Here is a 23,283-nt window from a genome sequence, read left to right on the forward strand (position 1 = left end):
CCTGCCGTCGGTTCCGGTTGCGAGCAACCTTGTTCGTTGCACAGCTGGACCTCATTGACTGCCCCGGCGTTCCCTTCCAGGTGAACTTCAACCGTGCTGATGTAGCCGATCGCCGGACATGCCGTGCTGCAGCCCGTTGTCGCGGAGCACAAGGCCAGCGCGATGATTCCCAGGATCCCCCACCCCTTCCTCATAACCTGAGTCTAGGGCTGCATGGGCAACTGGAGTGCCAGCACATGGTCTCCATCGACCGCAGCCCTCTGTTCGGTTGGCTGTCACATGGTGCTGCTATGGTCCGGGCCATGGATGAACTTCTGGCAGCCCAGTCTGCGACCGCCAACGACTACTCGGACCGACGGGGCTTTGATGCGGACTTCTTAGGCGTGACGGTGCCAATGCCGGGGTTGAAAAATGTGGAGTCGGTCCTGCTGCCATACACACACTTCTCCGTGCTGATGCGCCCAGACAAACGCCTTGCCGCCGTTACAGGACTCGGGATCGATGGAAGCAAGCTCAGGGACCTCGGCAGGTCCGGAATCACTTGGCGCATGGATCCCAGGCTGAGTGAGGACCAGCAAACGGGGGAGAGAATGTATGCCCGGAACGATATTGACCGCGGGCACCTGGTTCGTCGCGCGTCCGCGGTGTGGGGGGATACCCTGGCTGAGGCTGCCCGGGCGAACCAGGACACATTCCACTACACCAATGCGGCACCCCAGGCAGCCAAATTCAACCAGGGGCTGGAGCTGTGGCTGGGCATGGAATCCTATCTTTTGGACCACGCGGCTGACCACCGCCGGCGACTGGTGGTGTTTACGGGACCGATCTTCAGCGACATCGATCCGGTCTACCGGGGCGTTGAGATTCCCCTGCGCTTCTTCAAGGTCGCCGTATTCGTCCACCAGGGGAATCCCGCAGCCACCGGGTACGTTGTGGACCAGTCTCCCGAGCTTGCGGGCCTGCCGGACGTGCCGCGGCCTGGAGCCGTAGACGACGTTCCGCCATTGGGCCCTTTCCGGACCTTTCAAGTGCCGATCCGGGATATCGCAGAACTCACCGGCCTGGAGCTGGAGCAACTCGTGGAAGCGGACCGTATGCCGATCGCCGCCAGCCTCGGCGAGGTCCGCGTCGGTTCCACCTGGCGCCTGCTGACATCGCCGGAGGACCTTGACCTGGATTTCGACCTGCTGGGCGCAGGTGTGCCCTAAGCCTGGTTGTTCTTCCGGCGCCGCTCGTCGGCCTGCCCGATCCCGTCGCGATGCCGGTCCCGGTTGGTGAGGTCCGCGATAAACTCCGGGGATGGCGCGGTGGGATGGCGGGCGGTTGTCGGAGCAACAGGCCAGGCTCGCAGAAGGATGGCTCGGCGCCCCAGCGCTTATTGCCGACATGTCCTGGAGGCAACTCGAAACAACTGTGCTTCACGTCAAGGCGTCCGGCACCACCGTGATTATCAAAGCTGCCGGGCCGGGAAACCATCACATCGGCAGGGAGATCACGGCTCACGGCTCCTACACGCGTCCGCTCCTCACCCGGGGCCGGGTGGGTGAAATGCTGCACGCAAGCCGAAGCTCCAACCTCTTGGTGCTCCAGTACCTCGAAGGGAAACTTGTCGAGGGTACGGAGGATGAACTGTCCCCAGGCATCCATGCCCAAGCAGGTGAACTGCTGAGGCTGATTCACAGCCAGGAGACCCGGGTTGACGAGCACTATGAGGCGCGGGCAACAGCGAAGGCGGCGGGCTGGCTGGAGCACAAGCATCGGATCGCTCCAGCAGTGGAACAGCAGGCCCGTGAACATCTGCGGAAGTATCAGCCGATGCCCATTCGCGTTGTTCCCACCCACGGAGACTGGCAGCCGCGGAACTGGATCAGCAACAACGGCAATCTTCGGGCTATAGACTTCGGCCGCTTCGATTTTCGACCCGCAGCCGAGGACTTTTGCCGGTTGGCGGTGCAGCAGTGGCAGAAAAAGCCGGCGCTCGAGCAGGAGTTCCTGAACGGGTATGGTGACGATCCCCGTTCCGCCCACGTATGGCGAATCGACCTGCTGCGGGAAGCGATTGGTACATCCGTGTGGGCACACCTTGTAGGGGATGAGGCATTCGAGGCACAAGGTCACGAAATGCTCGGCCAGGCACTGCAGCGTTTTTAGTTCGGGTAGCCCGCAGCGGGGGACGCGCACTGTGAGCAACGCCTCAATGGAGGTTGCCGGCAAACAAGAAGAAGCCCCGGAAAATCACTGATTTTCCGGGGCTTCCGTTTGTGCGCGGAGGGGGACTTGAACCCCCACCCCCTTTCGAGGACTAGCACCTCAAGCTAGCGCGTCTGCCATTCCGCCACCCGCGCAGGTGGTAATTCGGGGAACCGTTCACACCTTTCAGTGTTTCGCGCCTCTCCGAAGCAGCGAGAAAAACTCTAACACGACTTTCCGGGAACAACGAATCGGGCCAAGTGGGTAGGCTGAGGGCAGCGAATTCGCGCATGCCAACCAGTCATTCCCTAACGAGGAGCTCCCAATGCCTGACGTCCTGCCCGAGGATGAAGTTGTCCGGATCTGCCAGGAACTCATCCGGATCGATACCTCGAACTACGGCGACGGCTCCGGGCCGGGGGAGCGGGCTGCTGCGGAATACGCTGCCGGACTGATTGAGGAAGTCGGCATGGAGGCGGAAATCTTCGAATCTGCCCCCGGCCGGGCGAATGTTGTGACCCGGATGGCCGGCGAGGATCACTCCGCCAGTGCCCTGGTGGTGCACGGCCACCTGGACGTCGTGCCCGCCCTCCGCGACCAGTGGTCCGTGGACCCCTTCGGCGCTGAACTCAAGGACGGCCTCATTTGGGGCCGCGGCGCCGTCGACATGAAGGACATGGACGCCATGATCCTCTCCGTCCTGCGGAGCTTCGCCCGCTCGGGCAGGAAACCCAAGCGGGACATCATCTTCGCTTTCTTCGCTGACGAGGAAGCCGGCGGCGCCTACGGAGCCCGCTACGCCGTCGACAAGCGCCGGGAACTGTTCGAAGGCGCCACCGAAGCCATCTCGGAGGTGGGAGGCTTTTCGGCCACCATCGGCGGCCAGCGCACCTATCTGCTGCAAACCGCCGAAAAGGGGATCTCCTGGCTCCGCCTCGTGGCCCACGGCAGGGCGGGCCACGGCTCCCAGATCAGCACGGACAACGCCGTCACCCGCCTCGCCGCCGCGGTGACCCGCATCGGCGAATACAAGTGGCCCATCGAACTGACGCCCACCACCCGGCAGTTCCTGGACGGAGTGACGGAACTCACGGGAGTTGAGTTCGACGCCGACAATCCGGACCGCCTGCTGGACCAGCTGGGCACGGTGTCGCGTTTCGTCGGCGCCACCCTGCAGAACACCACCAACCCCACCCTGCTTAAGGGCGGCTACAAGCACAACGTCATCCCCGAATCGGCCGAGGCCCTGATCGACTGCCGCACCCTTCCCGGGCAGCAGGAACACGTCCTCGAGATCGTGAGGGAACTCGCGGGAACCGGCGTCGACGTCAGCTACGTCCACCAGGACGTGTCCCTCGAGGTACCGTTCGCCGGCAACCTGGTGGACTCCATGATCGACGCACTCCATTCGGAAGACCCGGGCGCCAAAGTCCTGCCCTACACCCTCTCCGGCGGAACGGACAACAAGTCACTCAGCCGGCTCGGAATCACCGGCTACGGATTCGCGCCGCTGATGCTGCCGGACGAACTGGACTTCACCGGAATGTTCCACGGCGTCGATGAGCGCGTCCCTGCCGACTCGCTCAAATTCGGCGCCCGGGTGCTGAACACCCTGCTCACCAACTACTGACAGGGGCGGGCATGACCCCCGAAGAGCTGCTGCCGGATTCCCTCCTGGAGCGGATCCGCGGCCGAGCTGCCGGCTACGACAGGGACAACACCTTCTTCCACGAGGACCTCCGGGAGTTGGCTGCCGCCGGCTACCTGAAGTTATTTGTTTCCACGTCCGACGGCGGCATGGGCTTTGGACTCGAAGCGGCGGCGCAGTGCCAGCGGAGGCTGGCAACGGCCGCCCCGGCCACCGCCCTCGCCGTCAACATGCACCTGGTGTGGACCGGCGTCGCGCAGGTACTCCGCGCCCGCGGGGACGAGTCCCTGGACTTCGTCCTGAAGGAAGCAGCCAGCGGCGAGATCTTCGCCTTCGGCAACTCCGAAGCGGGCAACGACTCTGTCCTTTTCGACTCCCGCACCACAGCAGCGCCCTCACCCGACGGCGGGTACTCCTTCACCGGCACCAAAATTTTCACAAGCCTGTCTCCGGCCTGGACCCGTCTGGGGATCTTCGGGAAGGATCCCGGGGCCAGGGACGGTGACGGGGAACTGGTTCACGGGTTCATCACCCGGGACACGGCCGGCTACCGCATCCTCGATGACTGGGACACCCTGGGCATGCGCGCCAGCCAGTCCTCCACAACGGTCCTCGAAGGCGTTCGGGTCCCGGCGGAGCGGATCTTCCGCAAGCTCCCCGTCGGACCGAACCCTGATCCCCTGATTTTCGCCATCTTCGCCTGCTTCGAAACACTCCTCGCCGCCGTCTACACCGGCCTGGGGGAGCGCGCCCTCACCGTAGGTGTCGAAACCGTCAAGCGCCGCACCTCATTCAAGAACGGCGGACGCAGCTACGCGCAGGACCCGGACATCCGCTGGAAGGTTGCCGAGGCTGCCATGGCCATGGACAACCTGTACCCACAGCTCAAAACCGCAGCGTCCGACGTCGACGCACTGACGGACCACGGCGCGCAGTGGTTCCCCAAACTCGTAGGACTGAAAGTCAACGCCACCGAGACGGCGCGGCGGGTAGTGGACCTGGCCATCCGGGTCAGCGGCGGATCGAGCTACTTCCGGGGATCCGAACTGGAAAGGCTCTACCGGGACGTCCTGGCGGGGATGTTCCACCCGTCCGACGACGAATCGGCCCACAACACGGTGGCGAACGCGTGGCTGGGGCCGCTAGAGGGCTAGACGGTCCGCCAATCCCCTAGACGGTCCGCCAATCCCCTAGACGGTCCGCTGGACCTGCATCACCCGTCGACGGAGCCAGAAACGCCGTCCGCCGCCCACATACAGCTTGCTGCGCTCCAGCTCCCACTTGCCGTACTCGGAGTGTTCCACCAGCCGGCGCCGCGCCTCGTGCAGTGAATCGTCAGGGCTTACCGTCAGTACGAGGTACTCGTACTGCCTCAAATAATCCCGTTCCCGCTGGACCGAGCTGGTGAGAAAATGTTCCTTCATTGCTCTCCATTTTCGTCCTTTTCCGGCTAACGTGAAGTCATGAGCATCGATCCGCGTGTCGCGCTTCAGTCCCTGACCACCGCTTTGGAAGAACACCTTATAGCAGCATCCAACCGCCGCGGAGATGGTGACCCCTCCGTGGAGGCAGCGTTTTTTGCCGTCGCAGACGCGTTCGAAGTGTACGAGGACGCGCTCTATGAGGCCTACAACGAGGTGACGCCGCTTCAGGTCTTTGACGACGAGGATGAAGAGGACGAAGAAAGCGGCGTGGACGACGACGAGGACCTGGAAATCGTCCAGGAATAGGACCGCGAATCTAGTGCGGTGCTGACACATCCTCCAGCGCCCGGGCAATCTCGGGCGGCAGCGGCGTCAGCTGGGCTTCAAGTATCTCCTTCAGCTGCACCGGCGTCCGCGGACCCACAATCACGGTGGCTACCCCATGCTGGGACAGCAGCCAGCTGAGCGAGACGTCCTGCGGGGTCCGGCCGAGCCCTTTCGCTGCCATGCAGACTGCTTCCACCGTCCGCGAAGGCTTCTCGTCAAGGTAGGGCGACACGTACGCGGACCCGGACGCGGATGCCCCACGGGACCCCGCCGGGATGCTGCCGCGGTACTTTCCGGTGAGCACCCCGCGCCCCAACGGGCCCCACGCCATCAGGCCCAGGCCGGCATCCTCCACCGCCGGGATCAGCTCGGCTTCGGGCTTGCGCTGCAGAAACGAGTATTCGGCCTGCGCCGCCACCAGTGGGAACCCGGCGATTGCGGCTGCCTTGGCCGTTTGCCAGCCGTTGAAGTTGGATACGCCGGCGTACCGGGCCCGGCCCGTCCGGACGGCGAATTCCAGGGCGGACAAAGTTTCTTCCAGCGGAACATTGCCGTCCCAGGCCTGCGCGAACCAGATGTCCACGTAGTCCGTGCCGAGCCTGGCAAGGCTCGCATCCAGGCCGGTGAGCATCGCGTTACGCGAGGTGTCGACGGCGCGCCGGCCATCCGGCGTCGTCATTCCCGCCTTGGTGGAGATGGTCACCTCTGTCCGCGCCACCACGTCGCCCAACAGGGAACCCAACATCGCCTCGGCACGCCCGTCCGAGTAGGAGGCAGCGGTGTCCACGTGCCGGCCGCCCGCGGTGAGGAAGGTGCGCAACAGTTCCGAGGCGTCCTGTTCGTCGGTTTCGCCGGCCCAGTCCATGGTCCCAAGTGAGAGGGATGAAACTCGCAATCCACTGTTGCCGACGTAACGCTGCTGCATAGCAGCAAGCTTACGGGCAGAACCCCTGCTGCCCATGACGTAGGGTCTTAGCGTGAACTGGTTTGAGGCGGCCCTGCTGGGCCTAGTGCAGGGACTGACCGAATTTCTTCCGATTTCATCAAGTGCGCATCTGCGGATCGTGGGGCAATTCCTGCCCAACGCCGCCGACCCGGGGGCCGCTTTTACCGCCATTACCCAACTGGGCACCGAGACTGCCGTGCTGATCTATTTCTGGCGGGACATCGTCCGGATCGTCAAGGCCTGGGCCGGCTCACTCAGCGGAAAAGTGCCGCGCCAGGATCCTGACGCCCGGATGGGCTGGCTGGTCATCATGGGAAGCCTGCCGATCATCGTCCTGGGACTGCTGTTCCAGGACCAGATCGAGTCCGTCCTCCGCAGCATGTGGATCGTGGCCACCATGCTGATCGTCTTCGGCCTGTTCCTCGCCGTCGCCGATGCCGTCGGCAAGCAGAAACGCGACCTGAACATGCTGACGTACAAGCACGGCATCCTGTACGGCTTCGCCCAGGCCATGGCCCTGATTCCCGGCGTCTCCCGCTCCGGCGGCACCATCACAGCCGGCCTCCTCATGGGCTACACCCGCGAGGCTGCGGCACGCTACTCCTTCCTGCTCGCCATCCCCGCGGTGTTCGGCAGCGGGCTGTTCCAGCTGTACAAGGTGGTGTCCAAGGACGGCATCACCGGCCCCTACGGCCTGGCGGAAACCGCACTGGCCACCGCCATCGCGCTGGTGGTGGGCTACGTCATCATCGGCTGGTTCCTGAAGTTCGTGTCCACCCGCAGCTACCGGCTGTTCGTCTGGTACCGGATCTTCCTGGGCCTCGCCCTGTACCTGCTTCTCGGTTTCGGTGTCATCGGCGCCTAGCACTAGGCTTGGTCTGTGAAATCCTGGACTTCCCGCCCCGTTCCTGCCCTGCCCGGAAACATGCCTGCCATCCGGTTGTTCGACACCGCGGCAGGCCGTGTGGTGGAGCTGGAGGCCGAAACGGCGCCCTCCATGTACGTCTGCGGGATCACCCCGTACGACGCAACACACATGGGCCATGCGGCCAGCTATGTGGCATTTGACCTCCTGAACAGGGCGTGGCGGGACGCCGGCCAGGACGTCTCCTACGTCCAAAATGTGACAGACGTGGACGACCCGCTCCTGGAACGCGCTTCCGCCACCGGCGTCGACTGGCAGGACCTGGCCGCCAGCCAGATTGAGCTCTTCCACACGGACATGGAGGCGCTAAACGTCCTTTCCCCGGACCGTTACGTGGGTGCCGTTGAATCCATCGGGCTGATCGTTCCCGAGGTGGAACGCCTGGTCAACCTCGGGTTGGCTTACAAGGTGCAGGGCAGCAACGGTGATCCGGACGGGGACGTCTATTACGACGTCGAGGCCGCAGGCAAGCAGTCCGTCTCTCCGGAAGCGTGGACCCTGGGCAGCATTTCCGGGCTGGGCGAAAGTGACATGCTGGAGCTTTTCGCAGAACGCGGCGGCGACCCCGGGCGGGCAGGAAAGCGCCAGGCACTGGACCCGCTGCTGTGGCGGGTGGAGCGCGAAGGCGAGCCCAGCTGGCCCGGCGGAAGCCTGGGGCCCGGCAGGCCCGGCTGGCACATCGAATGTACCGTCATCGCGCAGAAGTACCTGCCCTCGCCGTTCACCGTCCAGGGCGGCGGCTCCGACCTGATCTTCCCGCACCACGAGATGGGCGCCGGGCACGCGTTTTCACTGGCCGGGGTGCCGCTTGCCAGGCACTACGCGCATGCTGGCATGGTGGGGCTGGACGGCGAAAAGATGAGCAAGTCCAAGGGCAACCTTGTGCTCGTTTCCAAGCTGCGGGCGGCAGGGGAGGATCCCGCCGCTATCCGGCTTGCCATCCTTACCCACCATTACCGCTCCGACTGGTCCTGGACGGATGAAGGTTTCGCGGCCGCCAAGGCTGACCTCACGGCATGGCGGCGGGCACTTGACCACACCCCTGCAGGTTCTGCCGGGCCGCTGATCGCAGAGATGCGGGCGGCGCTTGCCGCGGACCTCGACGCCCCCGGGGCGGTTGCGGCTGTCTCCCGCTGGGCACGGCAGGCGAACGACGGCGGCGCTGCCGCCAACGCCGCGGACCAGGCCTTGGTCAAGGACGCGGTGGACGCGCTCCTGGGCATCCGCCTCTGACCTTTCCGTTCCCGGCCTTACCGGCCGGGAACGGGTGTGGCCCAGCCCGGCTCAGGGCCTGTCCTGGCCCCGCCGCTTCAGATAGCGTTCAAACTCACGCGCAATGGACTCGCCCGTGGCTTCCGGCAGGTCGGCGGTGTCCTTGGCTTCCTCCAGTTGCCGGACATACGCCGCGATCTCCGGGTCCTCGGTGGCCAGCTCGTCCACGCCGCGCTCCCAGGCGTCCGCTTCCTCCGCCAGCTCGTGGGTGTCCAGCGGGACCTGCAGCAGCTCCTCTATCCGGTGCAGCAGGGCCAGCTGGGCCTTGGGCGACGGCGCCTGCGCCACATAATGCGGAACGGCGGCCCACAGCGAGACTGTGGGGAGCCCCGCCAGCAGGGCAACTTCGGACAGGACACCCACAATGCCCACCGGGCCTTCATACTGCGAAGCTTCCAGGTTCATGCGCTCCCGCAGCGGGGCGTCGTCGGACGACGTGCTCACCGGAATCGGCCTGCTGTGCGGAACATCAGCGAGCAGCGCCCCCACCAGCACCACGTAATCCACGTTCAGGGCTTCCGCGTGCACCAACAACTCCGCGGTGTAGGCGCGCCATTTATAGGACGGCTCAGTGCCCTGGACAAAGATCACGTCCACGTTGGAGTCCGGCGCGCTGGCCTTGTAAATCCTCGTGGAGGGCCACTTGATTTTCCGTTCGCCGGCGGCATTCCTGCGGACAGTGGGCCTGGTGAACTGAAAGTCGTAGTACTCGTCGGCGTCTATGGACGCTACTTTCTTGCCACCCCAGAGCTTGTTCAGGTACCGCAGCGAATCGCTCGCCGCTTCGCCGGCGTCGTTCCAGCCTTCAAAGGCGGCAAGCATCACAGTTACCCGCTGTCCGTCAGCCACTGGCTGGAGGAACCGTTCCCGCTCGGGTCCGGCACCCGGTTCGGTGGTGTCTCCCTCGAAGCTATTCATTTCTTCACCCTACGTCCAAGGACGTTCCCAGTGCATGGAATGAAGCGCCGCAAAATGCGCGGAAGCCGGGGCCGGCAGCAGGAATTGGGCCCGGATTCGCCAAGGGCGTAGCCCACAGGAGGCGTCCAGCATGTCCCCGTAGACTTGGGAGCATGCAATCGCCAGCTTCCGGTACCCCGCTCAAAGCCGTCCTCTGGGATATGGACGGCACCATCGTGGACACCGAGCCCTACTGGATCGCCGCCGAACGTGCGCTGGTGGAAGCCCACGGAGGAACGTGGTCCCATGAGCAGGCCATGCAGCTGGTAGGCCAGTCCCTGACCTTTTCCGCGGGGATCCTCCAGCAGGCAGGCGTCGGCCTGGAGATACGCCAGATCATCGATACCCTCACAGCAGCGGTCATCGACAGCGTCCAGCAGCAGGTGCCGTGGCGGCCGGGTGCCCGTGAACTGCTGGAAGATCTTCACCTCGCCGGGGTGCGCTGCGCCCTGGTCACCATGTCCGAGGGTCCGCTCGCGCGGCAGGTGGTTGCCAGCCTTCCCCGCCCGTACTTCGAAATCCTGGTAACCGGCGACACTGTCTCCCAAGGAAAACCGCACCCGGAGGCATACCTGGCAGCCGTGGAACGGCTGCGGGAGACCGATCCGGACCTGGCCATCGAACACTGCGTTGCACTGGAAGACTCCGCGCCAGGCGTGGCAGCCGCCGTCGCCTCCGGCGTGGCCACCGTCGCCATACCGCACATTGTTCCGCTGCCCCAGGATGGCCGCTACACCCTGTGGGACTCGCTGGCCGGCCGCACCGTGGCCGACCTTGAATCCTTGCTCGCGGGCAGCCCGGCGTCCGGTTCGCAGCAGACAGAAGCCGCTTCCGCCGTCGGGACTTCCCGTGACTGAAACCCGCGCGCCGGCCCGCCGCGAAGGCATTTCCCTCGGCAGGATCGCCGGGGTTCCGGTGGTGCTCGCCTATTCGTGGTTCATCATCGCCGCTTTCACCGTCATTGTTTACGGACCGGTGCTCGACCGGAGCAACCCGGCCCTGGGCGCGGCCGCGTATGTGGTGGCGTTCGCCTACGCGGTCCTGCTGTTGATTTCGGTCCTGGTCCACGAACTCGCCCATGCGCTGACCGCCAAGATCTACGGGTGGCCCACCCAAAAAATCGTGCTCAACCTCTGGGGCGGCCACACCCAGTTCGAAAGCTTCACCGCTTCACCGGGACGATCCGTCCTGGTGGCGCTGGCGGGTCCGGCAGCAAACTTTGTCCTGGCCGGAGGCGCCTGGCTTGCCCTCAGCACTGACAGCATGGGCAGCGTCGCCGAAATCCTCACGAACATCTTCATGTGGGCCAACTTCCTGATCGCGGTCTTCAACGTTCTTCCCGGCCTGCCGCTCGACGGCGGGCGGCTGGTCGAGTCTGCCGTGTGGAAGGCGACCGGGAGCCAGGCAAAGGGAACGGTTGCGGCCGGCTGGGGCGGCCGGATCATCGTTGTCGCAATATGCGCCTGGTTCATCGTCAGGCCACTACTCGCCGGGGACGAGCCTGACTTCAGCCTGGTCATCATCACCGTCCTCGTCAGCGGATTCCTCTGGATGGGGGCCTCCGCGTCCATCCAGCAGGGAACGCTGCGCGGCCGCCTGCCCCTGGTGACTGCGGCGGGGTTGGCGACGCCCGCCGTCGGACTTCCATCCACCGCCTCAGTGCAGGAAGCCCTCCGCCGCGGTGCAGCCGGAACCACGTCCCTCGTCGTCTACGGGCCTGATGGGCGGCCCCAGGGCGTGGTGGATCCCGCAGCACTGGCCTCCGTGCCGCCCGCCGCAGCGCAGTCCACCCCCGTCACGGCAGTCTCCTTCGCCCTGGCTCCGGGCGCCTACGTCCCCGAATGGTCGAAGGGACAGGAGCTGATCACCTTCCTGTCCCAGCTCGAGGGGCGCCACTACGCTGTGGTGGACCACAATGGCAGGGTGACCGGGCTGCTCTCCCAGGACGCGGTAGTTGCCGCCATCACCGGAAAGCGGCAGCGGACCGATAAGCGCCCCCAGGGCCAGAACCGGTAGAGTTACGTGCCGGTGTGCATTGCCGCCGCAGAAGCCACAATGTCTGTACCAGGACATGCATGCGTTGGCACCCCAGGTTTACAGGAGCGAGGAACATCATGAGCAGCGAAACTGCCGTCAATGAAGCAACGGCAGCAGCCCAGGCCGGTGCTGCCCCCGGCAGCTCGCAGCCGATGGGAGCTGCCCGTCGCCGGGGACCCTTCCGGGAGGGTGAGCGCGTCCAGCTGACCGACGAACGCGGGCGCATGAACACCATCACCCTCGAGCGGGGCGGAGCCTTCCATACCCACCGCGGCTTCCTGAACCACGATGAAATCATCGGCAAGGTAGACGGGTCCGTGGTGGTCAACAACGTAGGCCAGCAATACCAGACCCTGCGCCCCCTGCTCTCAGACTTCGTCCTCTCCATGCCGCGTGGCGCCGCCGTCGTCTATCCCAAGGACGCCGGCCAGATCGTCACGATGGCTGACATTTTCCCGGGCGCACGCGTGGTGGAAGCCGGCGTCGGTTCCGGCGCCCTCTCCATCTCCCTGCTCCGCGCCGTAGGTGACCAGGGCTACCTGCACTCCTTTGAACGGCGCGAAGAGTTCGCGGACATCGCGCGCGGAAACGTGGAAACGATTTTCGGCGGCCCGCACCCGGCCTGGCAGATCTCCCTGGGCGATTTCCAGGAAGAGGTTGTCCGCAGCGAGGCACCTGGATCGGTGGACCGCGTGGTACTGGACATGCTGGCGCCGTGGGAATGCCTCGACGCCGTAGCCACCGTCCTGGCCCCGGGGGGCGTCTGGATCAACTACGTCGCCACCGTCACCCAGCTCTCACGGACGGCGGAAGCCATCCGGGCCGACGGCCGGTTCACCGAACCCGACGCCTGGGAATCCATGGTCCGCGGCTGGCATCTTGAAGGACTCGCGGTCCGTCCGGACCACCGGATGGTGGCCCACACCGGCTTCCTCCTTGTGACACGCAGGCTGGCTGACGGCGTTACCGGCATCTCGGTAAAGCGCCGCCCGTCCAAGACCGAATTCAACGAAGAGGACGTCAATGCCTGGACCCCGGGAGCCGTGGGGGAGCGCCTGGTATCCGACAAGAAGCTGCGGAGGGCCGCCCGCGATGCCATTGCCGGGACCAACGTCAAGGACGCGCCGGAGATCACGAACTAGTCCACATTTCGGGAGTCTCCATCCCTACCTGCCATCTTGGGACTAATGTCTTAATAGAAGCGCAGGAAGGGGCTGATACATATGGAGACTCCAAACCAGGACTCCGGACGTACACCGGCAGAGCAGTCTGCCGCCAATGACCTCTCGGTTGCCGACCGCCAGGTCAACATCCTCCGGGACAAGCTCAGGCATATCGACCGCCAGTTGGCTGCGGCAACGCAGAACAACACCAAGCTGGTCAGCATGCTGGAGACCGCGAAAGCCGAGATTCTCAGGCTCAAGAACGCGTTGGACCAGGAAGGACAGCCGCCGTACAGCTTCGGCACCATCCTCCAGCTGAACCCCAAACGGCCACCCTCTCCGGGCAGCAGCGGGCAGGCGGCCACGGAGGAATCCGTGGACATCTTTAACGCGGGCCGGAAAATGCGGGTGGGCATCAGCCCGCTGGTCAACATCAACCAGTTGGCAGTGGGCCAGGAAGTCCTGCTCAACGAGGCGTTGCTCATCGTGGCCGGGCTCGGCTACGAGCGGGCCGGCGAGCTGGCCACGCTGAAGGAGATGCTCGGCGCGGACCGCGCACTGGTGGTTGGACGGGCCGACGAAGAGCGCGTAATCCGGCTCTCCGGAGCCCTCCTCACCGAAAAGCTCCGTGTAGGGGACGCCCTGTCCATCGATTCGCGGACGGGCTACGCCCTAGAAAAGGTTCCCCGCTCCGAGGTGGAGAACCTGGTCCTGGAAGAAGTCCCGGACATCACCTACGAGGACATCGGAGGCCTGGGGCCGCAGATCGAGCAGATCCGCGACGCCGTCGAATTGCCGTTCCTCCATCCTGACCTCTACCGGGAACACGGTCTCAAGGCGCCCAAGGGCATCCTGCTGTACGGCCCTCCCGGCTGCGGCAAGACCCTCATCGCCAAGGCCGTGGCCAACTCGCTCGCCGCCCGCGCCGCCGAACGCTCCGGCAACGTGGACCTCAAGAGCTACTTCCTGAACATCAAGGGTCCCGAACTCCTCGACAAGTATGTCGGTGAGACCGAGCGCCACATCCGGCTGATCTTCTCCCGTGCCAGGGAAAAGGCCTCCGACGGCAGCCCCGTCGTGGTGTTCTTCGACGAGATGGATTCGCTGTTCCGCACCCGCGGCACCGGTATTTCTTCCGACGTCGAGACAACCATCGTGCCCCAGCTGCTCAGCGAGATTGACGGCGTGGAGCGCCTCGACAACGTGATCGTGATCGGTGCCTCCAACCGCGAGGACATGATCGACCCCGCGATCCTCCGCCCCGGCCGGCTGGACGTCAAAGTCAAGATCCACCGCCCGGATGCCGAAGCGGCAGCGGACATCTTCAACAAATACATCACTCCGGACCTTCCGTTCCACGAGTCCGACCTCGCAGAGCACGACGGCGATGTCCAGGCCACCGTGGACGCCATGGTCCAGCGCACTGTGGAAGCCATGTACTCCACGGACAAGTCGAACGAGTTCCTGGAAGTCACCTACGCCAACGGTGACACCGAGATGCTGTACTTCAAGGACTTCAACTCCGGCGCCGTGGTCCAGAACGTGGTGGACCGGGCCAAGAAGTACGCCATCAAGGACCTCCTGACAACGCAGCAGAAGGGGCTCCGGATCGAGCACCTGCTGCGGGCCGTGGTGGATGAGTTCCGCGAACACGAAGACATGCCCAACACCACCAATCCTGATGACTGGGCCCGTATCTCCGGCAAGAAGGGCGAACGGATCACGTACATCCGTACCATCGTCCAGGGCAAGGCCGGCCAGGAGCCCGGCAAGTCCATCGAAACCATGCCCACCACGGGACAGTATCTATGACCGCTGCACCGGAGCCCGCCGCCGGGGGATCACTCCCGGCCGGCGGGGCCATGCGGGTGATGGGCGCCGAAACCGAGTACGGCATCCACGCCCCCTCCGCCCCCTCGGCCAACGCGACCATGATGAGTGCCCGGGTGGTCCAGGCCTATGCCCAGGTCACCCGGCAGCGCGCCGCCGGAGGAGCTGAAACCCGCTGGGACTACACGGATGAAGAGCCGTTACACGACGCCCGGGGATGGACGGTGGACCGGGGCTCGGCACATCCCAGCCAGCTGACAGACCAGCCGCCGGTACTGGACGCGGAAGCCGTTGCCCTGGCGTACGGCCGGGAGGAACTCGAGCTCGACGGGCAGGACGAGTCCGGCACACTCCTGATGAACATGGTCCTCGGCAACGGGGCGCGGCTGTATGTGGACCATGCCCATCCCGAGTACTCCAGCCCGGAAGTCACCAACCCGCGTGACGCCGTCATCTGGGACGCCGCCGGCGACCTTGTGGGCCTGGCAGCGGTACGGCGGCTGGCGTCGGACCCCGACCTTCCGCCCGTCAATCTCTACAAGAACAACACGGACAACAAGTCCGTGTCCTACGGCTCCCACGAAAACTACCTCATGCCGCGCTCGGTCCCGTTCGGCGACATTGTTCGCGGCCTGACGCCGTTCTTCGTGACCCGCCAGATCATCTGCGGCGCGGGACGGCTGGGGATCGGACAGGACAGTTCAGGGCCCGGGTACCAGATCAGCCAGCGGGCAGACTTTTTCGAAGCCGAAGTGGGGCTGGAAACGACCATCCGCCGGCCCATCATCAATACCAGGGACGAGCCGCACGCCACCGCGGACAAGTACCGGCGCCTCCACGTCATCATCGGTGACGCCAACCTCAGCCAAGTGTCCAACTACCTGAAGTTCGGGACCACAGCCATGGTTCTCAGCCTCATCGAGGCGGGACTGGCGCCGAAGGTCGAGGTGTACGAACCTGTCCAGGCGCTCCAGGCAGTCAGCCACGACACATCCCTGACGGCCACGCTGCGGCTGCTCGACGGCCGGCGGGTCACGGCCCTTGACCTGCAATGGATGTACCACGAGGCCGCAGCCAAGCTCGCACAGGACACCGGAGTGGGCGACGCCGTGGACGGTGATGGACACACCCACGACGTCCTGGACCGGTGGGCGACCGTCCTTACCCAGCTGGACAGCGACAGGGCCGCGGCGTCCAGCTCCGTTGAATGGCTCGCCAAGCTCTCCCTCCTGGACGGGTACCGCCAGCGGGACGGCCTGGAATGGAACGACGCCCGGCTGGGCCTCGTCGACCTGCAGTGGTCCGACATCCGGCCGGAAAAAGGCCTGTACTACCGCTTCCTGGCCCGGAACCGGATGCAAAGGATCGTCGACGACGCCACCATCGCTGCCGCCGTCGGGGAACCGCCGCCGGACACCCGCGCTTTCTTCCGCGGCAAGTGCATCAGCAGCTTCGGCAAGGATGTGGTGGGCGCGAGCTGGGACTCGGTCATCTTCGACGTACCCGGCTACGGGCGCCTGCAGCGCGTCCCCACACGGGAGCCGTTGCGCGGAACCAAAGCACTGACGGGAGCGTTGTTCCAGCGCTACCGGGAAGCGGGTCCGTTCCTGGCGGAACTCCTGGGACACAACAACGCTCCGCCTGCGGCGTAAACCGCGCCGGACGGCCGCTGCCGTGGCAGGATGGGCATATCGGAGGATCCGCCGGATCCGATGACTGATTAAAGGGAGGGATAACAATGGCAGGTCAGGAGCAGCAGCAGCCGCAATCACGCGACAGCCAGGTCGACGAGGACATTCCTGAGGCGCCGCCCGCACCACCGGAAGCCCAGGCTTCGGCATCAACCGAAGGCGTGGACGATCTCCTCGATGAGATCGACGGCGTCCTGGAATCCAACGCCGAAGAGTTCGTCCGGGCCTTCGTCCAAAAAGGCGGCCAGTAACCCGGACCGGAGGGTGGCGGAAGCCCCGGACGGCCGGAATCTGTACAGACGTTGAAGTACCACGTTCAAGGAGTGCATGAGTGCAGGAATCAACCGCCAACCAGGTAGCCGCCAACGCCACCTCGTCCTTTACCGAACACCTGCAGCGGGACCGGCCGGAGCTTCTGCCCTTCAGCCGGTCCCCCCAGGGCGGCGCGTCCGCGGCCGCTCCGCTGCAGGTTCCGCACGCCACCACCATCGTTGCCTTGAGCTACGACGGCGGCGTGCTGATGGCAGGGGACCGGCGGGCCACCATGGGCAACGTCATCGCCAGCCGGCATATCGAGAAGGTGTTCCCCGCAGACCGGTTTTCGGTGCTGGGCATCGCTGGAACCGCCGGCATAGCAATTGACCTGACGCGGCTGTTCCAGGTGGAACTCGAGCACTACGAAAAGATCGAAGGCACGCTCCTCAGCCTCGAAGGCAAGGCCAACAGGCTTGGGGCCATGATCCGCGGCAACCTCCCGCTGGCGCTCCAGGGCCTGGCCGTGGTGCCGCTCTTCGCCGGTTTCGACACCGGCGCCGGTGTGGGCCGGCTGTTCTCCTACGATGTCACCGGCGGCAGGTACGAGGAACACGAACACCATACGGTAGGGTCCGGGTCCGTCTTCGCCCGCGGCGCCCTGAAAAAACTGTGGCGGCCCAACCTCACCGCCGCCGAGGCACTCGCCGTTGCGGTGGAATCCCTGTATGACGCCGCGGACGACGATTCGGCAACCGGCGGGCCGGACACCGTCCGCCAGCTGTGGCCTGTGGTCTATACGGTGGACAGCTCGGGCGCCCGCCGGGTTCCCGAGCCGGAACTCGCAGCCGCGGCAAGGAACGTCATCGAAGCCCGCACCATCGCCGGACGGGAGGCCTGAGATGACACAGCAGTTCTATGTCTCGCCCGAACAGCTGATGAAGGACCGTGCCGACTTCGCACGGAAAGGCATCGCCCGAGGCAGGTCCGTGGTGGTCATCAGCTGCGCGGAGGGGATTGCACTCGTGGCGGAAAACCCCTCCCCGTCCTTGCACAAAATTGGTGAGATCTACGACAAAATCGCTTTCGCCGCCGTCGGGAAATACAACGAGTTCGAAAGCCTCCGGCAAGCCGGCGTCAGGTACGCGGACGTCCGCGGGTACTCGTACGACCGTGAGGACGTCACCGCCCGGGGCCTGGCCAGCGTCTACGCCCAAAGCCTGGGCGCCGTGTTCACCGCCGAACAGAAACCCTTTGAAGTGGAACTGGCGGTGGCCGAAGTCGGCCCCACCCAGGAAGAGGACCATCTCTACCGGCTGACCTTCGACGGTTCCATCGCCGATGAGCACAGTTTTGTGGTGATGGGCGGCCAGGCGGATAAGGTGTCGTCCGCCATCGAGGGCGGCTGGCGCGGCTCGCTCAGCTTTTCGGAAGCCGTGCGGCTGGCCATGTCCGGCCTCGCCCCCGCAGGTGAAGCAGACGACCAGGCCAAGGCATTGCCGGCACGGGCGCTGGAGGTTGCGGTTTTGGACAGGACTTCCGAGCGCTCACGTGGGTCCCGCCGCGCCTTCCGCCGGCTCAATGACGCGGATATCACTGCACTGCTGGCCTAGGAGGACACATGGACAAGAGAATCTTCGGTATCGAAACCGAATTCGGGATTTCCTATTCGAGCCCCGATTCGAGGCCTCTTGCCCCGGAGGAGGTTGCCCGGTATCTCTTCCGCAAGGTTGTCAGCTGGGGACGCTCTTCCAACGTGTTCCTGACCAACGGCTCGCGGCTGTACCTGGACGTGGGTTCCCACCCCGAATACGCCACCGCCGAATGTGACGACCTCGCACAGCTGATAGCCCATGACCGGGCCGGGGAACTGATCCTGGACGACCTCGTGGACGAAGCGCAGGCGCGGCTCGCTGCTGAGGGTTTCAACGGCACGGTCTACTTGTTCAAGAACAACACCGATTCCGCCGGAAATTCCTACGGCAGCCACGAAAACTACCTCATTCCCCGCCGCGGCGAGTTTTCCCGGCTGGCAGAGATCCTGATTCCGTTCCTGGTGACCCGCCAGCTCATTGCCGGGGCGGGAAAGATCCTCAAGACCCCGCATGGCGCAACGTACGCTTTTTCCCAGCGCGCCGACCACATCTGGGAGGGCGTTTCCTCCGCCACCACGCGGTCCCGCCCCATCATCAACACCCGCGACGAGCCGCACGCGGACGCCGAGTTCTACCGGCGGCTGCACGTCATTGTGGGCGACTCGAACATGTCGGAGGCCACCGCCCTCATGAAGGTGGGCACCGTCGACCTGGTCCTGCGCATGATCGAGGCGGGTGTGATCATGCGGGACATGCGGATGGAAAACCCCATCCGCAGCATCCGCGAGATATCGCACGACCTCAGCGGCCGGGCCCTCGTCCGGCTGGCCAACGGCCGCCAGCTCACCGCCCTGGAAATCCAGCAGGAGTACCTGACGAAGGTCACTGCCTTCGTGAAGGAGCACGGCGCTCATAACCCGCACGTTCCGCTGATCCTCGACCTGTGGGAGCGCACGCTCAGGGCCATCGAAAGCGGCGACTCCCGCAGCATCGACACCGAAATTGACTGGGCCATCAAGAAAAAGCTGATGGACAAATACCGCGAACGCCACGGGCTGGGCCTGGACGCCCCGCGGATCGCCCAGCTTGACCTGACGTACCACGATATTTCCCGCGGCCGCGGGCTCTACTACCTGCTCCAGTCCCGGGGTGCGGTACGGCGGATCGTGGATGACACTGTCATCAAGGATGCCGTTGACGCGCCGCCGCAGACCACGCGCGCCAAACTGCGCGGCGACTTTGTCCGCCGCGCGCAGGAGCTGGGGCGCGACTACACGGTGGACTGGGTCCACCTGAAGCTGAACGACCGGGCCCACCAGACCATCCTGTGCAAGGATCCGTTCCGCAGCGTGGACGATCGCGTGGATGCGCTTCTGGACTCTATGGGCTGACACCCAGCTTCAGGGGCTATTCTGGATGGGGCCCTTTATCAGGGCCTGCCGCGATTCTGTCCGCTGCCACGCGGGACCATCGCATCCACCCTGCCCCGACGAAAGTTCTCTTACGTGCGCCGACTACTAGCAATCCTTCTTCCCGGTCTGCTGCTGCTTACCGCCTGCGGTGGTTCAACCGCAGAGCCGGAACCCACCAGCCAGTCCGCTGGCGAGACTGCAAAGTTCGACTCCCTCAAACTGACTGACAACGGGGACAAAAAAGCTCCCGGCGTGGAATTCTCCAAGCCGCTCGAAGTGGCGGAACCCACCGTCAAGGTGATCACCGAGGGCAGCGGGGACAAGGTTAAAGCGAACCAGATCGCCAACATTTCCATCCTCGCCCTGAACGGCACCGACGGCGCCACCCTCGAGGACACATTCCCGAACGATCCGGAGCCCCTCGAACTTAATGAGGAGCTGAAGACCGGCAGCCCCGTGATCTACAACGCCTTCGTCGGTGCAAAGGTGGGCTCCAGCCTCGCGCTGGCCGTCCCCGGACAGGCAGCTGCCGCCGGAGCCGAAGCCCAGCCCACGCAGTTGCTCGTTATCAAGGTCCTGTCCACAACGGACGTAACCCCGGCCCTTGAAAAGCCCGAGGGCGAGACCGTCACCCCGCCCGCCGGACTGCCCACGGTTACGGAAAATGACGGCATCCCCGAAATCTCCGTCGACGGCGTGGCAGCTCCCACCGAGCTGGTCTCCCAGGACCTCATCAAGGGCAACGGTGCCACCGTCAAGGAAACCGATACCCTCACCGTCAACTACGTGGGCGTCAACCTCGTAGGCGGCACAAAGTTTGATTCGAGCTTCGACCGCGGCGAGCCGGCAACCTTCGCGCTGAACCAGGTCATCAAGGGCTGGACCCAGGGACTTACGGGCAAGACCGTGGGCTCCCGCGTCCTGCTGGTCATCCCCAAGGACCTGGCATACGGCGAGGCCGGCCAGGGTGAAGCCAAGGGCGACCTGGTGTTCGTAGTGGACATCCTCGGCGCCAAGTAGCAACACTTACAAGCAGTCCGCGGTTTCTTTTCCGCGGTACCCACCACGCGGTATTCAACACCAGCACTGACACAAAGGAGCAACCATGTCATTTGGACAGCGGGACTTTGACCGCCAGAAGCCCGAGATTGATTTCCCGGAAGGCGACGTTCCCACCGAACTGGTCATCACCGACCTCATCGAGGGCGACGGCCGCGAAGCCAAGGCAGGGGACACCGTCTCCACCCACTACGTCGGCGTGGCCTGGTCAACCGGCGAAGAATTCGATGCCTCCTGGGGCCGCGGAGCGCCCCTGGACTTCCGCGTGGGCGTAGGCCAGGTCATCCAGGGCTGGGACCAGGGACTGCTGGGCATGAAGGTTGGCGGCCGCCGCCGCCTGGAAATCCCCTCCGAACTGGCCTACGGTTCCCGTGGCGCCGGTGGAGCGATCAAGCCCAACGAAGCCCTGATCTTCGTGGTGGACCTCGTGGGCGTCCGCTGATCCGGCACCACTGACTGCACCGCCATGGAAAAGCGCGGCAACCCCCGGGAGAAACAGTCCCGGGCGTTGCCGCGCTTTCTGCGTTCCGCCCGGAGTTTAGTAACGTAACCAGAGTGTCCGTATCCCGCACTGAACGACTCCTCAACCTGCTGATCGCGCTCCTCAACACCCGGTATGGCCTGCGCCGCAGTGAATTGCGGGAGAAGGTCTACCATGACACTTCGGGCAACGACGTTGCGTTTGGCCGGATGTTTGAGCGTGACAAAAACGATCTGCGCCAGTTCGGCTTCGACGTGGAAACCCTCACCGACCTGGGGTGGAGCGAAGACGACCCCGCCACTACCCGCTACCGCATCGGCAAGGAATCCAACCGCCTCCCGGACGTCCAGCTTGAGCCCGAGGAGTGGACGGTACTCCTCCTGGCCTCACAGCTCTGGGAGCGCGCGGCCCTGGGCACGGCAGCACAGAGCGCCCTCCGGAAGCTCAAGGCGTCAGGCCAGCTGGCCGACGTCGAACTGCCTGCGGGCCTCCAGCCACGCATCAAACCCGCGGGGCAGGCCTTCGACGACGTTGTGGCCGCCATGCATTCCCGGCACCCCGTCACGTTCAGCTACCTCGCCGGCAGCACAGGCAAGGACGAGGTGCGCACAGTGGAGCCATGGGGCCTCGGCAGCAGGTTCGGGCAGTGGTACCTGGTGGGCCACGACAGGGCACGCCAGGCCGCCCGGCACTTCCGGCTGTCCCGATTCACCAGTGCAGTGGCCATCCTGGACAAGGAGCACTACTCGCCGCCGGCGGACTTCAACATCCGGCAGGAACTCGACCGGCTCCCCGAACTGCCGCTCCGCGCCGCCGTCGTGGATGTCCGGGAGGGCCGCCTGCTCGCCCTCCGGCGCCGGGCACTCGCCGCCGCGGAAACGCCGGCGGACGCTGCCGCGCCGGGCCGCCCCGACGCCGGCTTCGAGCGGATCGCCCTGCACTTCCGGGACCCGGAGATCCTCGCCGAAGAACTGGCATCCTACGGGCCTGATGCCCGGGCCGTAGCCCCGGAGGAGCTTGTTGTCGCCGTCCGGCGGCGGCTCCGGGCCGCTGCCGATTTCAGCGCATCTCCGACCCCCGACTACTCGTTTTCGCCGGCCCGTTCCCGGCCGTCCCGGTCCAGGACCTCGGAGGACCAGCTCAAGCGGATGCTCCAGCTGGTGCCGTTCCTGGTGCACAACCAAGGTTTGCACATCCAGGAGGTAGCGGACCATTTCGGAGTGAGCCGGGACGAGCTGGAGGACGACCTGCGGATCCTCATCTGCTCCGGACTGCCGGAGGGCTACCCGGATGACCTGCTGGACATCCAGTGGGAGAACGACCACGTCTTCATCACCCAGGACCTGGACCTCAACAGGCCAGTCCGGTTCACCGTGGACGAAGCCTGCGCCCTCCTGACCGGACTCGAAACCCTGAACGGGCTGCCGGGCATTGCTGAAGGCGGGGCCCTGGAGTCGGTAACGCTCAAGCTCCTTGCGGCCGCCGGCGAGGAAGGGCTGCGGGCAGCTTCCCTCGCCGGACCGGAAATGGGGCCGGCCGATGCCGCCATCCATGACACAGTGCGGCAGGCGATCGGCGCCCGCTCCCGGCTCCACCTGACATACCTGTCGCCGCAACGGGACAAAGTGTCCGAACGGGACGTGGACCCCCTGCGGCTCTACTCCCTCGACAACACGTGGTACTTCGAAGCGTATTGCCACCTGGTGGACGGGCTGCGGAACTTCCGCCTGGACCGCGTGCAGGACGTTTACCCGAACGGGCAGCACGCGGCTGACGGGCTCACGGCGTCCGGTGCGGTGCCCGCCAAGCTTTTTACACCCAACGACGACGACACCACCGTCACGGTCCAGCTCACCCGGCAGGGAAGGGGGCTTGCGGACGACTACTACGCGGAGCGCACGGCAGAGCTGCCCGACGGCGGACTGGTGGCCGACATACGGTTCGGCAACACTGCGTGGCTGCCCATGTTCGTCGCCCAGCATGGCGGTGCGGTCCGCATTATTGCCCCCGAGGAGCTGGCCACGTCCGCGCGGACGTGGTTGGAGGCGTCGCTGGCCAGGTACGGCGGCTAGAC

The 23,283-nt window shown here is 65.1% G+C and carries 22 protein-coding genes and 1 tRNA gene; 19 read left to right on the forward strand and 4 right to left on the reverse strand.

Features of this window, described 5'->3' with window-relative positions:
- Positions 1 to 302: 302 nt before the first annotated feature.
- Together ACZ9BC_RS05210 and ACZ9BC_RS05215 are read left to right on the forward strand one after the other, a co-directional pair.
- On the forward strand, positions 303 to 1,208 hold the full coding sequence (locus ACZ9BC_RS05210; RefSeq protein ID WP_476245043.1) for a DNA/RNA non-specific endonuclease: 906 nt from the start codon (positions 303 to 305) through the stop codon (positions 1,206 to 1,208).
- A 91-nt stretch (positions 1,209 to 1,299) separates the two neighbouring features.
- The gene (locus ACZ9BC_RS05215; protein WP_476245044.1) at positions 1,300 to 2,151 is read left to right on the forward strand and encodes a phosphotransferase family protein; all 852 of its coding nucleotides are present in this window, start codon (positions 1,300 to 1,302) and stop codon (positions 2,149 to 2,151) included.
- A 111-nt stretch (positions 2,152 to 2,262) separates the two neighbouring features.
- Here the strand turns inward: ACZ9BC_RS05215 and ACZ9BC_RS05220 are convergent.
- Positions 2,263 to 2,345: transfer RNA gene (locus tag ACZ9BC_RS05220), tRNA-Leu, on the reverse strand.
- A 170-nt stretch (positions 2,346 to 2,515) separates the two neighbouring features.
- On the opposite strand from ACZ9BC_RS05220, the gene ACZ9BC_RS05225 reads away from it, so the two are divergent.
- Positions 2,516 to 3,820, forward strand: coding sequence for a M20/M25/M40 family metallo-hydrolase (locus ACZ9BC_RS05225; RefSeq protein ID WP_476245045.1), 1,305 nt, complete (start codon positions 2,516 to 2,518; stop codon positions 3,818 to 3,820).
- An 11-nt stretch (positions 3,821 to 3,831) separates the two neighbouring features.
- Positions 3,832 to 4,992 carry an acyl-CoA dehydrogenase family protein gene (locus ACZ9BC_RS05230; protein ID WP_476245046.1) on the forward strand — a complete coding sequence of 387 codons (1,161 nt, stop codon included), beginning with the start codon at positions 3,832 to 3,834 and terminating at the stop codon, positions 4,990 to 4,992.
- Positions 4,993 to 5,028: 36 nt separating this feature from the next.
- On the opposite strand, the gene ACZ9BC_RS05235 is transcribed toward ACZ9BC_RS05230, so the two are convergent.
- Entirely contained in the window at positions 5,029 to 5,262 is a 234-nt protein-coding gene (locus tag ACZ9BC_RS05235) for a DUF5703 family protein (RefSeq protein ID WP_476245047.1), read from the reverse strand.
- A gap of 39 nt (positions 5,263 to 5,301) precedes the next feature.
- Between ACZ9BC_RS05235 and ACZ9BC_RS05240 the strand changes: the two genes are divergently transcribed.
- Positions 5,302 to 5,568 (forward strand): hypothetical protein, encoded by a 267-nt coding sequence (locus tag ACZ9BC_RS05240; protein WP_079596122.1) that lies wholly within the window; start codon positions 5,302 to 5,304, stop codon positions 5,566 to 5,568.
- Between the two features lie 10 nt (positions 5,569 to 5,578).
- On the opposite strand, the gene ACZ9BC_RS05245 is transcribed toward ACZ9BC_RS05240, so the two are convergent.
- The gene (locus tag ACZ9BC_RS05245) at positions 5,579 to 6,514 is read right to left on the reverse strand and encodes an aldo/keto reductase (protein WP_476245048.1); all 936 of its coding nucleotides are present in this window, start codon (positions 6,512 to 6,514) and stop codon (positions 5,579 to 5,581) included.
- Between the two features lie 52 nt (positions 6,515 to 6,566).
- Between ACZ9BC_RS05245 and ACZ9BC_RS05250 the strand changes: the two genes are divergently transcribed.
- Both ACZ9BC_RS05250 and mshC read left to right on the forward strand, forming a co-directional pair.
- Positions 6,567 to 7,400 (forward strand): undecaprenyl-diphosphate phosphatase, encoded by an 834-nt coding sequence (locus tag ACZ9BC_RS05250; RefSeq protein ID WP_476245049.1) that lies wholly within the window; start codon positions 6,567 to 6,569, stop codon positions 7,398 to 7,400.
- A 15-nt stretch (positions 7,401 to 7,415) separates the two neighbouring features.
- Positions 7,416 to 8,693 carry a cysteine--1-D-myo-inosityl 2-amino-2-deoxy-alpha-D-glucopyranoside ligase gene (gene mshC, locus ACZ9BC_RS05255; RefSeq protein ID WP_476245050.1) on the forward strand — a complete coding sequence of 426 codons (1,278 nt, stop codon included), beginning with the start codon at positions 7,416 to 7,418 and terminating at the stop codon, positions 8,691 to 8,693.
- 51 nt (positions 8,694 to 8,744) lie between these two features.
- On the opposite strand, the gene ACZ9BC_RS05260 is transcribed toward mshC, so the two are convergent.
- Complete coding sequence (locus ACZ9BC_RS05260; RefSeq protein ID WP_079596126.1) at positions 8,745 to 9,650, reverse strand: PAC2 family protein; 906 nt, start codon at positions 9,648 to 9,650, stop codon at positions 8,745 to 8,747.
- A gap of 152 nt (positions 9,651 to 9,802) precedes the next feature.
- Between ACZ9BC_RS05260 and ACZ9BC_RS05265 the strand changes: the two genes are divergently transcribed.
- The 12 genes from ACZ9BC_RS05265 (at position 9,803) to ACZ9BC_RS05320 (ending at position 23,281) form a co-directional block, all read left to right on the forward strand.
- A complete protein-coding gene (locus ACZ9BC_RS05265; RefSeq protein ID WP_476245051.1) occupies positions 9,803 to 10,546 on the forward strand; it encodes an HAD family hydrolase in 744 nt (247 codons plus the stop codon).
- The gene (locus ACZ9BC_RS05270) at positions 10,539 to 11,705 is read left to right on the forward strand and encodes a site-2 protease family protein (RefSeq protein ID WP_476245052.1); all 1,167 of its coding nucleotides are present in this window, start codon (positions 10,539 to 10,541) and stop codon (positions 11,703 to 11,705) included. The genes ACZ9BC_RS05265 and ACZ9BC_RS05270 overlap by 8 nt, the downstream gene beginning before the upstream one ends.
- Positions 11,706 to 11,803: 98 nt before the next feature.
- Positions 11,804 to 12,868, forward strand: a complete 1,065-nt coding sequence (locus ACZ9BC_RS05275; RefSeq protein WP_476245053.1) for a tRNA (adenine-N1)-methyltransferase — start codon at positions 11,804 to 11,806, stop codon at positions 12,866 to 12,868.
- Positions 12,869 to 12,949: 81 nt separating this feature from the next.
- The gene (gene arc / locus ACZ9BC_RS05280; protein WP_476245054.1) at positions 12,950 to 14,701 is read left to right on the forward strand and encodes a proteasome ATPase; all 1,752 of its coding nucleotides are present in this window, start codon (positions 12,950 to 12,952) and stop codon (positions 14,699 to 14,701) included.
- Positions 14,698 to 16,371: a depupylase/deamidase Dop gene (gene dop / locus ACZ9BC_RS05285; protein ID WP_476245055.1), complete on the forward strand. Its 1,674-nt coding sequence runs from the start codon at positions 14,698 to 14,700 to the stop codon at positions 16,369 to 16,371. Before arc ends, dop begins: the two co-directional genes overlap by 4 nt.
- Before the next feature lie 86 nt (positions 16,372 to 16,457).
- Complete coding sequence (locus tag ACZ9BC_RS05290; RefSeq protein ID WP_015937113.1) at positions 16,458 to 16,661, forward strand: ubiquitin-like protein Pup; 204 nt, start codon at positions 16,458 to 16,460, stop codon at positions 16,659 to 16,661.
- Between the two features lie 80 nt (positions 16,662 to 16,741).
- Positions 16,742 to 17,563: a proteasome subunit beta gene (prcB, locus tag ACZ9BC_RS05295; RefSeq protein ID WP_476245056.1), complete on the forward strand. Its 822-nt coding sequence runs from the start codon at positions 16,742 to 16,744 to the stop codon at positions 17,561 to 17,563.
- 1 nt (position 17,564) lies between these two features.
- Positions 17,565 to 18,275, forward strand: a complete 711-nt coding sequence (gene prcA / locus ACZ9BC_RS05300) for a proteasome subunit alpha (protein WP_476245057.1) — start codon at positions 17,565 to 17,567, stop codon at positions 18,273 to 18,275.
- 8 nt (positions 18,276 to 18,283) lie between these two features.
- Positions 18,284 to 19,648, forward strand: a complete 1,365-nt coding sequence (gene pafA, locus ACZ9BC_RS05305) for a Pup--protein ligase (RefSeq protein ID WP_115523483.1) — start codon at positions 18,284 to 18,286, stop codon at positions 19,646 to 19,648.
- Positions 19,649 to 19,762: 114 nt separating this feature from the next.
- The gene (locus ACZ9BC_RS05310) at positions 19,763 to 20,689 is read left to right on the forward strand and encodes an FKBP-type peptidyl-prolyl cis-trans isomerase (protein WP_476245058.1); all 927 of its coding nucleotides are present in this window, start codon (positions 19,763 to 19,765) and stop codon (positions 20,687 to 20,689) included.
- A gap of 85 nt (positions 20,690 to 20,774) precedes the next feature.
- A complete protein-coding gene (locus tag ACZ9BC_RS05315) occupies positions 20,775 to 21,170 on the forward strand; it encodes an FKBP-type peptidyl-prolyl cis-trans isomerase (RefSeq protein WP_079596136.1) in 396 nt (131 codons plus the stop codon).
- A gap of 113 nt (positions 21,171 to 21,283) precedes the next feature.
- Positions 21,284 to 23,281 (forward strand): helix-turn-helix transcriptional regulator, encoded by a 1,998-nt coding sequence (locus ACZ9BC_RS05320; protein ID WP_476245059.1) that lies wholly within the window; start codon positions 21,284 to 21,286, stop codon positions 23,279 to 23,281.
- The last annotated feature ends 2 nt before the right edge of the window (positions 23,282 to 23,283 follow it).

The organism is Pseudarthrobacter sp. TE3704 (genome assembly GCF_056279405.1).

Coding starts and splice junctions, on each gene's coding strand:
- ACZ9BC_RS05210 (WP_476245043.1), top strand. CDS start 303: ATGGATGAACTTCTGGCAGCCCAGTCTGCGACCGCCAACGACTACTCG.
- ACZ9BC_RS05215 (WP_476245044.1), top strand. CDS start 1,300: ATGGCGCGGTGGGATGGCGGGCGGTTGTCGGAGCAACAGGCCAGGCTC.
- ACZ9BC_RS05225 (WP_476245045.1), top strand. CDS start 2,516: ATGCCTGACGTCCTGCCCGAGGATGAAGTTGTCCGGATCTGCCAGGAA.
- ACZ9BC_RS05230 (WP_476245046.1), top strand. CDS start 3,832: ATGACCCCCGAAGAGCTGCTGCCGGATTCCCTCCTGGAGCGGATCCGC.
- ACZ9BC_RS05235 (WP_476245047.1), bottom strand. CDS start 5,262: ATGAAGGAACATTTTCTCACCAGCTCGGTCCAGCGGGAACGGGATTAT.
- ACZ9BC_RS05240 (WP_079596122.1), top strand. CDS start 5,302: ATGAGCATCGATCCGCGTGTCGCGCTTCAGTCCCTGACCACCGCTTTG.
- ACZ9BC_RS05245 (WP_476245048.1), bottom strand. CDS start 6,514: ATGCAGCAGCGTTACGTCGGCAACAGTGGATTGCGAGTTTCATCCCTC.
- ACZ9BC_RS05260 (WP_079596126.1), bottom strand. CDS start 9,650: ATGAATAGCTTCGAGGGAGACACCACCGAACCGGGTGCCGGACCCGAG.
- ACZ9BC_RS05265 (WP_476245051.1), top strand. CDS start 9,803: ATGCAATCGCCAGCTTCCGGTACCCCGCTCAAAGCCGTCCTCTGGGAT.
- ACZ9BC_RS05275 (WP_476245053.1), top strand. CDS start 11,804: ATGAGCAGCGAAACTGCCGTCAATGAAGCAACGGCAGCAGCCCAGGCC.
- arc (WP_476245054.1), top strand. CDS start 12,950: ATGGAGACTCCAAACCAGGACTCCGGACGTACACCGGCAGAGCAGTCT.
- dop (WP_476245055.1), top strand. CDS start 14,698: ATGACCGCTGCACCGGAGCCCGCCGCCGGGGGATCACTCCCGGCCGGC.
- ACZ9BC_RS05290 (WP_015937113.1), top strand. CDS start 16,458: ATGGCAGGTCAGGAGCAGCAGCAGCCGCAATCACGCGACAGCCAGGTC.
- prcA (WP_476245057.1), top strand. CDS start 17,565: ATGACACAGCAGTTCTATGTCTCGCCCGAACAGCTGATGAAGGACCGT.
- pafA (WP_115523483.1), top strand. CDS start 18,284: ATGGACAAGAGAATCTTCGGTATCGAAACCGAATTCGGGATTTCCTAT.
- ACZ9BC_RS05315 (WP_079596136.1), top strand. CDS start 20,775: ATGTCATTTGGACAGCGGGACTTTGACCGCCAGAAGCCCGAGATTGAT.